We start from the raw sequence: 13,807 nt of genomic DNA on the forward strand, positions 1-13,807 counted from the left end.
AACATATGGCCGAATGGGTAACGGGTACCATTACACAGGTTCAGCACTGGACCGATAAACTGTTTAGCATTCAGTTGCAGGCTCCAATCAAGCCGTTTCAGGCAGGGCAATTCGGCAAGCTGGGCATGGATATTGGCGATGAGCGTATCCAACGCGCCTATTCGTTCGTTAACCCCCCCAGCAGTGATGCCTTGGAGTTTTACCTGATCACCGTTCCGGATGGCGTGCTCAGCCCGCGACTCGCAGCGCTGCAACCGGGCGACACACTGCTGATCAGCGATGAGGCTAACGGCTTCTTCGTCTTGGATGAGGTCCCGGACAGTCGTATCCTCTGGATGCTGGCCACCGGCACCGCGCTCGGTCCCTACCTCTCCATGCTGGAAGAGGGACGCGACCTGGATCGCTTTGAGCATCTGGTGCTGGTGCATGCCGTACGCCATGCGGCCGATCTCAGCTATCTGTCGCGCATGCAGCAACTGGTACAGCGCTATAACGGTAAACTACGCATTCAGCCCATTGTTAGTCGTGAAGCCGCCGTCGGAGCATTGCAGGGACGGATCCCGGCATTGATCGCCAATGGCGCGTTAGAGGCTGCCGTCGGTCTACCGATTAACGCCGAAGAAAGCCATGTGATGCTATGCGGTAACCCGCAGATGGTACGTGATACGCAACAGCTACTCAAAGAGAGCCGCGCCATGCGCAAGCATCTACGCCGTAAGCCGGGTCATGTCACCAGCGAGCATTACTGGTAAATCCGCTCCGCGGCGGGCGCCCCCTTCCCCCCGCCGCATGGGTGCCGTTACCCCCCAAAGCGGCGCCAGTTTAGCGCCGCCGCCGGGGGACCGTAGCGGTTGTCTCCGGCCGTACCGGCGAAGACACCGCAGTCTAATAGCAACATAATGTAGATTAGCAACGGCAGGAAACGCCCTAAAGCCCAGACCCACACCGGCCCCAACATCGTCCAGTTACCGGCAGCCAGCATCCAAGCCAATACGGCCAACAAGGCCCACCAGCCGGACTTATTACGATCATGTAGACGTTTCACCCAAACCGCAGCCGTCGGCCACAGCGATAACACCAATAAAAAGGCTGCCGCCTGTAATGGGAGCAGTCCCCCCCCTGCCAGCGAAAACAGCACCAGCAAGAGCAGCAGCCAGATCCCCATCCATGCCCAGAACGCTTGTCTCCCCAAGCGGCCACGGAGCGAAAAGCACCACTGTTGTAAGCCCATGCGCCATCCTTTTATCATTCGGTTCAGCCAACAGAGCGCCGCAGTGTACCCGATCCTCGGGCAATACAGCGGAATTTTTACGCGGCTTTTTGACAAGCACAGCCATAAAACGCTTTAATCATCTCTCGGATCGTCACCTGCTGTTTAGCGGATTATAAGCATGCTGCGAATCGCCTTACTCTCCCTTCTCATGCTGGCCTGCCTCCCGCTGGTCAGTAACGCTGCATCGTCCGCTTTGACCTCCGAGTCACCGACCGCCGCCTATCTCTTGCCCGGTGCACCGACCTTCGATCTCACCCTAGTTAGTTTCCGTACACGCTATAATCAAGACTTTCCTGCTCTCCCCCTGGCGGAGTATCGCGCCATCAGCGTGCAGGATGAGAATCTGCCGCTCACTCGCGCCGCGACTCGCATCAATCAGGCAATTTACTCCTCCGTGGTATTGGAGAAGGGGACGGGGAAGATCAAGAGCCTACAGATCACTTATCTGCCTGAGGCCGACACCGAAATCACTAACGAACGAGAAAAGGGGAAACGAGAGGCTAAAAACGGAACGGAAAGCGCCGCTCGGCAGCTCGCCATCCGTTATATGGCAGCCATTATGCAAAGCTTTTCGCCCACGATATCTGCACAACAAAGCCTTGAAAAGGTTGCTCAGCTACTGAGTCGCGGGAAAAACCATACCTACTACAGTCAGCAGGATGGCTCATTACGTTATGTGGTAGCAGATAGCGGAGAAAAAGGCATTACTTTCGCTGTTGAACCGATTAAGCTAGCGCTATCAGAGGATGCTGATCCGCAAAGTCCATAGGCATTTAATGATGGAAAACAAAGCGTCTGGCGCGCAATTTTTTATACTGTCAGACAGAAGATGCCGATAAGGCAAATTGATTTCGATTATGTGTTTCCCAATTGGAGGAAAGAAAATGCGTCAACCACTAGTTATGGGTAACTGGAAACTGAACGGTAGCCGCCACATGGTTCACGAGCTGGTCGCAGCACTGCGTGCCGAACTGAGCGACGTTGCAGGTTGTGATGTTGCTATCGCGCCGCCGACCGTGTACCTGGATATGGCCGCACATGAGCTGGCTGGCAGCCGGATCGCACTCGGTGCCCAGGACGTCGGCATCAATGCCTCCGGCGCATTCACCGGTGAAACCGCCGCCGCCATGCTGAAAGACGTGGGAGCCAAATACATCATCATCGGCCACTCAGAGCGTCGCACCTATCACAAAGAGAGCGATACCTTCATCGCCGAGAAATTCGCCGCCCTGAAAGAAGCCGGTCTGATCCCGGTTTTGTGCATCGGTGAAACCGAAGCTGAAAACGAAGCAGGCAAGACCGAAGAAGTTTGTGCCCGCCAGTTGGATGCCGTGCTGAAGAGCATGGGGGCTCAGGTCTTCAAAGGCGCTGTCATCGCCTATGAACCAGTATGGGCCATCGGTACTGGCAAATCCGCTACGCCGGAACAAGCTCAGGCCGTGCATAAATTCATCCGCGACCATATCGCTAAACACGATGCGGAAGCTGCTCAGGAAGTCATCATCCAGTACGGCGGCTCTGTTAACGCCGCCAATGCCGCCGATCTGTTCAAACAGCCGGATATCGATGGTGCACTGGTCGGAGGGGCATCCCTGAAAGCCGATGCTTTCGCCACCATCGTGCGTGCCGCCGCCGACGCAGCACAAGCCTAAGCAGTCGGCCAGATAACCTATATGTCATGACGGCTCCCCGATGGGGAGCCGTTTTTGATGGCCAACTTATAGACGGTATCCACAGGTGGCCCGTCATCACTCGAACGCTAGTACCGACATAAAAAACCCCGCCGAAGCAGGGCCGATAATCTCGTAATCGCGTTAGCAGAAATCAGAACAGCATCTTGGCCGTGTCCAGCCAATCACCCTTAAACGGACGCTTCATGTTTTCCACCGCATCGATAATGTCGTGGTGCACCAGCTTTTCGTTTTGGATACCGACGCAACGACCGCCATACCCTTGCAGTAGTAACTCGATGGAATAAGCCCCCATGCGTGAGGCTAAGATGCGATCATAGGCGACCGGCGCACCGCCACGCTGGATATGACCCAAAACAGTAGCCCGGGTCTCCCGGCCCGTCTCCTGCTCGATAAACTTAGCTAATTCATCAACATCGCAGATGTGTTCAGTGATCGCGACGATTGCGTGTTTCTTGCCTTTAGTGATACCAGCCTTGATCTCTTCGACCAAGTCTTCGCGCTTAAACTCCACCTCCGGCAGCACAATGTACTCACATCCCCCGGCGATCGCCGCCGCTAAGGTTAAGTCGCCACAGTAACGACCCATCACTTCCACGATGGAAATGCGCTGATGAGAGGATGAGGTATCACGTAGGCGGTCGATCGCCTCCACGACGGTCTCCAACGCTGTGAAATAACCGATGGTATAATCGGTCCCGGCGACGTCATTATCGATGGTGCCCGGCAAACCGATGCAAGGGAAGCCCATCTCAGTCAGACGCTTGGCTCCCATGTAAGAACCATCACCGCCGATAACCACCAGGGCGTCTAGGCCAAACTTTCGCATATTTTCCACCGCTTGCGCCCGTACTTTCTCGTCACGGAATTCGGGGAAACGCGCGGAGCCAAGGAAAGTACCACCGCGATTGATAACGTCAGAAACACTATAGCGATCCAGTTGCTCAATACGTCCTTCATACAGACCGAGGTAGCCATCATGAATGCCATACACTTCTAACCCTTTGGACAAGGCTGCACGTACGACACCGCGGATGGCCGCGTTCATGCCCGGCGCATCACCGCCACTGGTCAAAACACCGATTTTTTTGATCATGACTACCTCTGAGCTTGTGGATACTATTTCTTAGAAATGGAGTGGCTTGGCGCGTACAACTTTGGCTCGACCACCGCGTACAACGGTAACCAACGCCCCCCACGCTTGCCTGGTACCCGTAACGCTGGCCCAGGCTTCGCCTTCTGGTACAGAAAATGAACACTTTAGTCGATTACTGTGTAATATTATAGCAAAGTAATCAAGCTGAATTGATTCAGGTCAGTCCGCACATGGTAAATATTTTACGGTGTAAAAAAAATAGCCATGCTGTAATCCGGCTCACAAACTGGTATTTTTTAACACTCCCACCGCCCTTTTTGTTCAAGGGGCACTACTGACGTCGGATCCTGATGAATGATCACGTCTGCACCGGGGAAATGTTGCAATAGCTCATGTTCAACCTGATCGGCAATAGCATGAGCTTCTACCAGAGGCAGTGCATCGTCCATCTCAATATGTAACTGAATGAAACGCGTCGGCCCCGACTGACGGGTTCGCAGATCATGCAGCCCCAATACATCGTGGTGATGGCGTACCAATGAAACAATCAACCGCCGCTCCTCTTCACTCAATGCGCGGTCGAGTAGCGATTGCACCGCCTCATAACCCATCCGCAATGCGCTATAGAGAATATAGACCCCGATTGCCAACGCAAACAGCGCATCAGCCCAGGTTACACCATACCAACTCAGACCCAACGAAATCAGAATCGCGCCATTCATCAGTACATCGGACTGGTAATGTAGCATGTCTGCCCGCACCGCCTGGCTCTGAGTCTTACGTACTACCCAACGCTGAAAGGTCACCAACAACATGGTGCTGATCAAAGCGAAAGCCGTTACCCAGATCCCAACGCCAGGATCATGTAACGCGACAGGCTTAATCAGATGCTGGAAGCCGGTCAGAAACAGGAATAACGCGGAGCCACTGATAAACATGCTCTGCGCCAACGCCGCCAGCGACTCCGCCTTGCCGTGACCGAACGTGTGGTCTTCATCCGCCGGTTGTAGGGAGTAACGGATCACCAACAGGTTCGTCAACGAGGCGGCGATATCCACCAAGGAGTCCACCAGCGAAGCCAGCAGGCTGACCGAGCCGGTATACCACCAAGCCAAGATTTTAAAAATCAGCAGGGTTGTGGCTGTTGCCGTGGCGGCTAGCGCCGCCACCTTAACCAGTCGCGCATATTGCTGATGCATAGATTCACCCAAAAATTTGTTTGATTAGCCGACCAGTATAACGAATTACACGACAAAAAAGAGGCCGCGTACTAAACCCATACCGTACACCCCACCAAGCGTTAGACTCACGGCGTTGCGCGAGCGGGGGACACACGCCCATGTGCAATGTGTGTAGAGCGTACGGTATTCTCTCTAAACATGCGGCTAACTCACAGGCAATGTCAGCGAATTATTCAGGTAAGGCAGGGGAGGCTTCGTAGGCAAGAATATACTATCATCAGACTGGCGCAGTTATCCCGGCTAAATGCCGTGTTGCTATTACGCCAGTCATCTCGCATCGCGGTTTTTGTCTTAAAAAATCACCCGCGATAATAATTGGGGGGTACACCAACGTTTCTTATACTCACCTGACATAAAACCATAGGAGTATTTCACTCCGTCACCTAATTCGGCAACTCGCTCAATATTACGCCACATCAACATTGTACCGAGAGGGTAGTCGTTGTCGACATCGTAACCAATATTGATAAAGTCGACAAAGATCCCCCTGACAGACTCGGTCTTAAGCAATAACTGTATGCCAACAATCTCCCCATTTAGCATGGCGACATCGCCATAGAAGCAATGCTGGAAACGTCTAAAAAACTGCCGATTCAGCTCCAGATTGGCAATTCCCTGCCCCCAACGCTTTTTAAGCAGAGCATCATAGCTATCTAATAGGGTATCGGCTGAGAGGGTGGCTATATCGATAAAATCACCGCCAGCCTGCTGAAACTTCTTTATTTCACGGCGTCGTGTCTGCTGTGTCTTCTTAGAGAAATCGGAAATTTTTTTCGCTACCGCCTCAAGGCGCTTAGAAAATTTTTGAGTAATATTTAAGACATGAGGATAATCCCCACTTATACAACGCGACTTAAATGGTACACAGCACAAGGTACCGCGCTTCATCGGTAATACGATTCCCGATACGGGTAACGACAAGCCAACAATCGATTTATTATTATTTTTAAAGTCATTAACTAACCAGCCATTATCGATACAAGCTACTGCAACTATCTCACCGCCATGATAATAGGCAATGAAATTAAACGTAGCCCCACAATCAAGCATAAATTCAATATAATCAGGCGCTGACTCTGCACTATAGCCATAACGTTGTGCAGCCATCTTATAGCTAGCAAAATCACATTGCCGCCAGCCGAGTAATTTTTTAATAAACATTGACCAACCCTAAATACTTTATAAAATAATATTATCGACGCTAAGAGTCGCGATAGGTAATCAACTCATACCTTATGCCTTCTCCTATCTCACTCAAGGTGTCAACATTTCATTACGCTGTTATTTTACCGAAAAACAGTGAGAATTAATCTTTATATAATAATACTGCAATATAACACAAATTGTAAGTTTACATGATAAGTATTGGATATATAACAAGTTACTTCTATTCATAATGGTGTCATGGGAAGATGGCTATACGCCAGCAAACTGTCGCCAAGGCATCCAATTTCAGCATATGACGACAAACGACAGATAAAAAAAACCCCCACATCATGTGGGGGAAGACAGGGATGGTGTCTATGGCAAGGAAAAACAGGGTGCTACTCGGTCGTACACTACTTCTGGGCAGAAGTATTCTGCATGTACGCTATCTGCTGCTGCCATCCGGCGATCTTTTGCTGATAACGTGCATTTAACTGGGCCTTCTGTTCTGGCGTCAGGAGGTTAAACATCAGGTTACGGATACGTGCCATCTCAACCTGGCGATTAACACTCTCTTGCGCCATCTTCTCTGCCAACGCTCTCACCGCGCTGGCGTCAAATTGTTCTGCTGTCATCAGACGATGCATGGCTTCGATATCGTGCAGATTCACGCGAGAAAAACCGTGACGCGCCGTCTGCATCAAATCCCGCATTTGCTGACGTTGATGCTCTGTCAGACTCACACCATCAAACATATGGTTATGGTCCATACTCTGTTGCATCATGTCGCTGCCCTGATGCCAGCGACTAATCTGCTCACCCTCATTGGCGGATACAGCAACGCTGGTCAGCGTAAGCAAAGCGGCCATGGTCAGGGTTGCAGTCTTTTGCATCTCTCACTCCTATGTACCGACTCGCTCGTTGATTCGATGTAGTGCAGTCTACCCGTGCAGCTGAAAACATGCGTCAGGGGATGTAAAACTAAGTAAAGTCATGGATTAGCGGCATTTGATATCGTATTTTGCGTCAGGAGGTAACACCCAATGAATAAGATTTTACTGGTTGATGACGATCGCGAACTGACGTCGCTTCTTCAGGAACTACTTGATCTTGAAGGATTTGAAGTTATCGTCGCTCACGATGGTGAGCAGGCATTAGCCATGCTGGACGCCAGCATCGACCTGCTACTGCTGGATGTCATGATGCCGAAGAAAAATGGTATCGATACCTTAAAAGAGTTGCGCCAACACCATCAGACGCCGGTCATTATGCTCACCGCCCGCGGCAGCGAACTTGACCGTGTACTCGGGCTAGAGCTGGGTGCCGACGATTATCTTCCAAAACCGTTCAACGATCGGGAGTTAGTGGCGCGCATTCGCGCTATCCTGCGCCGCTCCAGCTGGAACGAGCAGCAGCAAAATGGCGATAATGGCGCACCAATTCTCCAAGTCGACCGCTTGCAACTCAATCCTGGACGCCAAGAGGCCAGCTTTGACGGGCAGCCGTTGGAGCTCACCGGCACCGAGTTTACTCTGCTATACCTGCTAGCGCAGCATCTGGGGCAGGTCGTCTCGCGCGAACATCTCAGCCAAGAAGTGTTAGGTAAACGGCTAACTCCCTTTGATCGCGCCATCGACATGCATATCTCTAACCTTCGCCGCAAGCTGCCTGAACGCAAGGATGGTCAGCCGTGGTTTAAAACCCTGCGCGGGCGCGGCTATCTGATGGTATCTGTTTCATGATCAATAGCCTAACGGCGCGTATTTTTGCCATTTTTTGGCTAACGCTGGCCCTGGTGCTGATGGTGGTGCTGATGCTCCCCAAGCTCGACTCGCGCCAGATCACCAGTCTGCTGGACAGTGAACGGCGCCAAGGCATCATGCTAGAGCAGCATGTCGAAGCCGAACTGGCCGTCGACCCGCCCAACGACCTGCTGTGGTGGCGCCGTCTATTCCGCGCTATCGATAAATGGTCACCACCAGGCCAACGCCTACTGTTGGTAACCAGCGAAGGGCGCGTGATCGGCGCCCAGCGCAACGAAATGCAGATCGTGCGTAACTTTATCGGCCAGTCCGATAACGCCGATCATCCGAAGAAGAAAAAATATGGCCGTGTCGAGATCCTCGGCCCCTTTCCCATCCGCGATGGCGAAGATAACTACCAACTGTATCTGCTACGTCCGGCTAACAGCCCACAATCCGACTTCGTCAACTTGCTGTTTGACCGCCCGTTACTGCTGCTATTGGTCACCATGCTGATCAGCTCACCGTTATTGCTGTGGTTAGCCTGGAGCCTAGCGAGTCCGGCTCGCAAGCTGAAGATGGCGGCGGACGAGGTCGCCAGCGGTAACCTACGCCAGCATCCTGAACTGGAGTCGGGACCTCAGGAGTTCTTAGCAACCGGCGTCAGCTTCAACCAGATGGTGAGTGCGCTTGAGGGAATGGTGAAGGCGCAACAACGGCTAATCTCCGATATCTCGCACGAGTTACGTACTCCACTAACCCGTCTACAGCTGGCCACGGCCCTGATGCGGCGACGTCACGGTGAATACAGCGAGCTGGCGCGCATCGAGACTGAGGCGCAACGCCTAGATAGTATGATCAATGATCTGCTAGCGCTATCGCGCAACCAACACAAGACCGAGCTAGATCGCGAACCGTTGCGTGCGGATGAGTTATGGTGCGACGTACTGGACAACGCCCGCTTCGAAGCAGAGCAACGTGGTAAAAAGCTGGAGATACCGACACCGCCAGGCCCGTGGCCATTGTTTGGTAGCCATGCCGCGCTGGACAGCGCATTCGAGAATATCGTACGCAACGCTCTGCGCTACTCCAATAGCCATATCGTGATCCATTTCAGTTGTGGCAGGCAGGGGATCACTATCCATGTGGATGATGATGGCCCTGGTGTCGCCCCACAGGATCGCGAACAAATCTTCCGTCCCTTCTACCGCACCGATGAGGCCCGCGATCGTGAATCCGGCGGCACCGGGTTGGGACTGGCGATTGTCTCTACCGTAGTCGAACAGCATCATGGCTGGGTACGCGCCGAGGATAGTCCATTGGGAGGACTGCGTCTGACACTCTGGCTACCGCTATCCAACCGTAGCGGCGTGAGCAAAGCCTAATATTCTGCGTTATACTGCGCCCCCTGAACTCTGGGGGCGCCAATGCTAAACATCGTACTCTTCGAACCTGAAATTCCACCCAATACCGGTAATATCATCCGTCTGTGTGCCAATACAGGCTTCCATCTACACGTGATCGAGCCGCTGGGCTTCACCTGGGACGACAAACGCCTGCGCCGTGCCGGCCTGGATTACCATGAGTTCGCCGATATCCGCCGACACCACGACTATGCGGCCTTCCTCGCCAGTGAACGCCCACAACGCTTGTTTGCCCTGACCACCAAGGGCACCCCCGCTCACAGCGCGGTCAGCTACCAGGCTGGCGATTATCTCCTGTTCGGCCCGGAGACCCGTGGTCTGCCGGCCACGATCCTGGATGCGCTACCTGCGGCCCAAAAGATCCGTATTCCCATGCTGGCCAGCAGCCGCAGTATGAACCTGTCTAACGCCGTTTCGGTGGTCGTCTACGAGGCTTGGCGCCAACTGGACTATGCCGGTGCCCTGCTGCGACAATAATACCGAGGGCGGTCAATGACCGCCCGCCCATACCACGCAGGCCCAAATGCACCCCGCTTAAATACCACTGCCATCGGCGAAACCGTGGCTATTGCCATTGAAACGCTGATCCATGTCCATCGCGGGCTTGTCGCTCTCTGGGCGGCCGACGATGCGCGCCGGTACCCCTGCTACCGTCGTGTGCTCTGGTACTGCATGTAGCACGACTGAGCCTGCCCCGATCTTGGCACCTCGCCCAACCTCAATATTACCTAAAATCTTGGCACCGGCCCCGATCATCACTCCTTCGCGGATTTTGGGATGGCGATCACCACACTCCTTCCCCGTCCCCCCTAAAGTAACCGACTGCAAGATCGATACATCGTTCTCTACCACCGCCGTCTCACCGATCACGATCCCGGTTGCATGATCCAGCATAATGCCACAGCCGATACGCGCTGCCGGGTGGATATCCACGCCGAATGCCACGGAAATCTGATTCTGTAGATAGATAGCCAAGGCACGCCGCTCCTGGCGCCACAGCCAATGACCTATACGATACGCCTGTAGCGCATGGAACCCTTTTAGATACAGCAGCGGAGTCGAGTATTTATCGACGGCCGGATCGCGTTGCCGTACCGCGAGGATATCGCGCGCGGCATAGTCCACCATGCAGGGATCGGCGCGATACGCCTCCTCTGCGATTTCACGAATGGCGATCGCCGGCATGATCGGATCAGCCAGCTTATTCGCTAGGATGTAGCTCAACGCGCCAGACAGATTCTCATGCTTCAGTAGGGTGGCATGGAAAAAGCTGGCCAACATCGGCTCACACTCCGCCAGCCCGCGCGCCTCCATCTTGATGTTATGCCAGATGAGCGCTAATTCTTCTGTCGACATGTTGATGCTCCCCTCCTAGTCACCGGCGATACCCCGGCCTTGCCAAACAATCCTCACGCACGCTACCCCATCCTCAGCGTAATGATGCGCGCGGCAACATGACAGCTACCGCCGACACCAGACACTCACAGGAGAGGGAAAGGAAGAGGATCGGATAATGAATTACGTTATTAATTAATCAGACTGGTGCCTGTGGTCAAGGAGAGGATAACGATAATCCCGACCTGATTCACACCACGAGAATGAAAAAGACGTGGTATCCGCCGCTACGACGGATACCTAAAACGCCACTCACCGCGCGTTTTCGTCCTTACTGGCCCGCCCTAACAGCGAGAGCGCCGCCTCACGAACATTCTTATGGCAATACAAGACTTGGTAGATCTGCTCAGTGATCGGCATCTCGACGCCGTGGCGTTGCGCCAGCGACATCACCTCTTTGGTATTGCGGTAACCCTCGACCACCTGGCCGATCTGCGTTTGAGCCTCTTCGACGCCCATGCCTTGCCCCAACATGATGCCGAATCGACGGTTACGTGACTGGTTATCGGTACAGGTCAACACCAGATCACCCAATCCCGCCATTCCCATGAAGGTGGCCGGATCGGCACCAAGCGCGACACCCAGCCGGCTCATCTCCACCAGACCGCGGGTAATCAACGCGGTACGCGCATTGGCACCAAAACCGATACCATCTGACATCCCCGCGCCAATGGCGATGACATTCTTCACCGCCCCCCCCAATTGCACCCCGATGAAATCGGGATTCAGGTAGACGCGGAAGCTCTTACCGCAGTGCAATAGATGCTGCAAATCCTCGGCGAAGGCCATATCTTGCGAGGCGACGGCGATTGCCGTCGGCATCCCCGCGGCCAACTCCTTGGCGAAGGTCGGCCCGGAGATCACCGCTAACGGGATATCCGGCCCTAACGCCTCACGCGCCACGTCTTGCAACAAACGCCCGGTCTCCGCCTCAAGTCCCTTAGTCGCCCAAACCAGACGAGCATCTGGACGCAGATGAGGACGCAGCTGGCGCAACACATCGCCAAAGACATGGCTTGGCACCACCACCAATACGTCACGACTCGCGGCCAAGGCTTGCGCCAGGTCAGTCTCTAACGCCAGACTGTCAGGGAAACGCACATCCGGCAAGAAAGCTTGGTTACAGCGTGCCGCCTCCAGCGCCGCGATATGCGCCGGGTCGTGCCCCCACAATACCACCGGATGCCCGTTACGGGCCAAGGTAATGGCTAATGCGGTGCCGTAGGAGCCAGCACCGATAACCACCATAGAAGCGGCGGGCGTCGTCATTACGCTTCCTGAGTCGGCTCTTCACCGGCCTGCTGTTGCAGATAATTCATGAACAGCGCGTCGAAGTTCACCGGTGCCAAGTTCAGCTGCGGGAAAGTGCCGCGGGCAACCAGATTGGTGATGCACTCACGCGCATACGGGAACAGGATGTTCGGGCAGTAAGCGCCCAAGCAGTGCGCCATTTGCGTGCCTTCGATGCCGGCGATGGTAAAGATACCCGCCTGCTGTACTTCACACAGGAACGCCGTCTCTTCGCCCATGGAGGCCGTTACGGTGACGCGCAGAACCACTTCGAAAACCCCGTCGGCCAGTTGGCTGGAGGCTGTATCCAGATCCAGTTTCACCTCCGGCTGCCACTCTTTCTGAAAGATTGCCGGCGCATTCGGTGCTTCAAAGGAGATGTCTTTGGTGTAGATACGCTGGATCTGGAAAGACATTTCGGTGTTGTTTTGTTCTGACATGGTTGCTTCCTAATCTTTAGCTAATGGGTTAATCCCGATTAAACGTCGACGCCGATTACAGTAGCGGGTCAAGCTCACCCCGGGCATCTAATGCGTGCAGGTCATCACAGCCGCCGATGTGGCGGCCATCGATAAAGATCTGCGGCACAGTGGTGCGACCACTACGCGCAATCATCTCGTCACGCTTCTCGGGATGCGCGTCGATGGCGATTTCGTCAAACCCAGCCCCTTTAGCCGTCAACAGCGCCTTGGCGCGCAAGCAAAACGGACAGGTCGCTTTGGTATAAATCTCAATCTTGGCCATGATGACTCCTCAGTCAATATCAGCTTATTTTCCGCGGGCTAACGGCAGATTATCGCCCTGCCAGCCGGCAATACCATCTTTCAGAGAAAATACCTGGGCGAAACCCGCGTTGACCAGATGCTCCCCAGACTGACGGGAGGTCATGCCATTAGCGCACACCACGATCACCGGCCGCGCCTTATGCTTCTCCAACTCACCAAGACTGCCACTCTTCAGCTCGCTCGGTGTCAGGTTTACGGAGTTGGCGATGTGCCCCTTGCGATACTCTTCGCGTGTCCGGGTATCGACGACGATGGCGTCCTCTTTGTTGATCAGTTGGGTAGCCTGGCCACGACTGATATCTTTCACTTTAGAGAAACGGCTTTTGATCGTCATCACGACAACCGCCACAAACAGCACAATCCACGCCACGCTCAGCACAGGGTGGGCCGTGACGAATTGCATAATCTCTTGCATTTGCATGGGGGGTTACTACTCCCGAATCGGTTAAAGGGCTAAATCAAGGGAACAGAGTATACCTTCGCCTCGCTCCAAATACAGCCGATTAGCACGCGCCGGGCGCTGAAACTGCGGCCTGGCGCGAAAAATTCCCCCCACCTCGCGCCGCGCTTGCGGCGTGATTAGGGTACAAAAGGGTTTCTCTTGATTTTTCTACAGCCAAGCTGCAACGGATTGTAGTAAAATTACGCTAATTCACGACGGAATAGCCGTGTATATTGGGGCGAGTCCCACCATCGCCTGCCGCGCCTCACATCGTCGTCGGCA

The 13,807-nt window shown here is 54.0% G+C and carries 16 protein-coding genes; 6 read left to right on the forward strand and 10 right to left on the reverse strand.

Annotated features, from left to right (window positions below; genetic code table 11):
- Nucleotides 1-5: 5 nt before the first annotated feature.
- Complete coding sequence (gene fpr / locus EHO01S_RS04175) at nucleotides 6-752, forward strand: ferredoxin--NADP(+) reductase (RefSeq protein WP_024522782.1); 747 nt, start codon at nucleotides 6-8, stop codon at nucleotides 750-752.
- A 47-nt stretch (nucleotides 753-799) separates the two neighbouring features.
- Here the strand turns inward: fpr and EHO01S_RS04180 are convergent, their stop codons facing one another.
- Complete coding sequence (locus EHO01S_RS04180; RefSeq protein WP_024522783.1) at nucleotides 800-1,231, reverse strand: DUF805 domain-containing protein; 432 nt, start codon at nucleotides 1,229-1,231, stop codon at nucleotides 800-802.
- A gap of 160 nt (nucleotides 1,232-1,391) precedes the next feature.
- On the opposite strand from EHO01S_RS04180, the gene EHO01S_RS04185 reads away from it, so the two are divergent.
- Both EHO01S_RS04185 and tpiA read left to right on the forward strand, forming a co-directional pair.
- The gene (locus tag EHO01S_RS04185) at nucleotides 1,392-2,042 is read left to right on the forward strand and encodes a DUF1454 family protein (protein ID WP_024522784.1); all 651 of its coding nucleotides are present in this window, start codon (nucleotides 1,392-1,394) and stop codon (nucleotides 2,040-2,042) included.
- A 115-nt stretch (nucleotides 2,043-2,157) separates the two neighbouring features.
- Nucleotides 2,158-2,925 (forward strand): triose-phosphate isomerase, encoded by a 768-nt coding sequence (tpiA, locus tag EHO01S_RS04190; RefSeq protein ID WP_024522785.1) that lies wholly within the window; start codon nucleotides 2,158-2,160, stop codon nucleotides 2,923-2,925.
- 172 nt (nucleotides 2,926-3,097) lie between these two features.
- Here the strand turns inward: tpiA and pfkA are convergent, their stop codons facing one another.
- The 4 genes from pfkA to cpxP all read right to left on the reverse strand — a co-directional run bounded on the left by pfkA (nucleotide 3,098) and on the right by cpxP (nucleotide 7,340).
- Complete coding sequence (gene pfkA / locus EHO01S_RS04195; RefSeq protein WP_024522786.1) at nucleotides 3,098-4,060, reverse strand: 6-phosphofructokinase; 963 nt, start codon at nucleotides 4,058-4,060, stop codon at nucleotides 3,098-3,100.
- 296 nt (nucleotides 4,061-4,356) lie between these two features.
- A complete protein-coding gene (gene fieF / locus EHO01S_RS04200) occupies nucleotides 4,357-5,259 on the reverse strand; it encodes a CDF family cation-efflux transporter FieF (protein ID WP_024522787.1) in 903 nt (300 codons plus the stop codon).
- Between the two features lie 333 nt (nucleotides 5,260-5,592).
- On the reverse strand, nucleotides 5,593-6,462 hold the full coding sequence (locus EHO01S_RS04205) for a GNAT family N-acetyltransferase (protein WP_024522788.1): 870 nt from the start codon (nucleotides 6,460-6,462) through the stop codon (nucleotides 5,593-5,595).
- Between the two features lie 398 nt (nucleotides 6,463-6,860).
- On the reverse strand, nucleotides 6,861-7,340 hold the full coding sequence (gene cpxP / locus EHO01S_RS04210) for a cell-envelope stress modulator CpxP (protein ID WP_024522789.1): 480 nt from the start codon (nucleotides 7,338-7,340) through the stop codon (nucleotides 6,861-6,863).
- A gap of 150 nt (nucleotides 7,341-7,490) precedes the next feature.
- On the opposite strand from cpxP, the gene cpxR reads away from it, so the two are divergent.
- Genes cpxR through trmL form a run of 3 tightly spaced genes read left to right on the forward strand, consistent with a single transcriptional unit; the run spans nucleotide 7,491 to nucleotide 10,090 of the window.
- Entirely contained in the window at nucleotides 7,491-8,189 is a 699-nt protein-coding gene (gene cpxR, locus EHO01S_RS04215; RefSeq protein ID WP_024522790.1) for an envelope stress response regulator transcription factor CpxR, read from the forward strand.
- Nucleotides 8,186-9,574 (forward strand): envelope stress sensor histidine kinase CpxA, encoded by a 1,389-nt coding sequence (gene cpxA / locus EHO01S_RS04220; RefSeq protein WP_024522791.1) that lies wholly within the window; start codon nucleotides 8,186-8,188, stop codon nucleotides 9,572-9,574. Before cpxR ends, cpxA begins: the two co-directional genes overlap by 4 nt.
- Nucleotides 9,575-9,616: 42 nt before the next feature.
- Nucleotides 9,617-10,090, forward strand: coding sequence for a tRNA (uridine(34)/cytosine(34)/5-carboxymethylaminomethyluridine(34)-2'-O)-methyltransferase TrmL (gene trmL, locus EHO01S_RS04225; RefSeq protein WP_024522792.1), 474 nt, complete (start codon nucleotides 9,617-9,619; stop codon nucleotides 10,088-10,090).
- Between the two features lie 57 nt (nucleotides 10,091-10,147).
- Here the strand turns inward: trmL and cysE are convergent, their stop codons facing one another.
- From cysE to EHO01S_RS04250, 5 genes are all read right to left on the reverse strand, one after another.
- On the reverse strand, nucleotides 10,148-10,969 hold the full coding sequence (gene cysE, locus EHO01S_RS04230) for a serine O-acetyltransferase (protein WP_024522793.1): 822 nt from the start codon (nucleotides 10,967-10,969) through the stop codon (nucleotides 10,148-10,150).
- Between the two features lie 291 nt (nucleotides 10,970-11,260).
- Complete coding sequence (gene gpsA / locus EHO01S_RS04235; protein ID WP_024522794.1) at nucleotides 11,261-12,277, reverse strand: NAD(P)H-dependent glycerol-3-phosphate dehydrogenase; 1,017 nt, start codon at nucleotides 12,275-12,277, stop codon at nucleotides 11,261-11,263.
- The gene (secB, locus tag EHO01S_RS04240) at nucleotides 12,277-12,738 is read right to left on the reverse strand and encodes a protein-export chaperone SecB (RefSeq protein WP_024522795.1); all 462 of its coding nucleotides are present in this window, start codon (nucleotides 12,736-12,738) and stop codon (nucleotides 12,277-12,279) included. The genes gpsA and secB overlap by 1 nt, the downstream gene beginning before the upstream one ends.
- A gap of 55 nt (nucleotides 12,739-12,793) precedes the next feature.
- Nucleotides 12,794-13,042: a glutaredoxin 3 gene (gene grxC / locus EHO01S_RS04245; protein ID WP_024522796.1), complete on the reverse strand. Its 249-nt coding sequence runs from the start codon at nucleotides 13,040-13,042 to the stop codon at nucleotides 12,794-12,796.
- A gap of 24 nt (nucleotides 13,043-13,066) precedes the next feature.
- On the reverse strand, nucleotides 13,067-13,498 hold the full coding sequence (locus EHO01S_RS04250) for a rhodanese-like domain-containing protein (protein WP_024522797.1): 432 nt from the start codon (nucleotides 13,496-13,498) through the stop codon (nucleotides 13,067-13,069).
- Nucleotides 13,499-13,807 lie beyond the last annotated feature (309 nt).

Source organism: Edwardsiella hoshinae NBRC 105699 = ATCC 33379, assembly GCF_000474215.1.
GTDB lineage: Bacteria > Pseudomonadota > Gammaproteobacteria > Enterobacterales > Enterobacteriaceae > Edwardsiella > Edwardsiella hoshinae.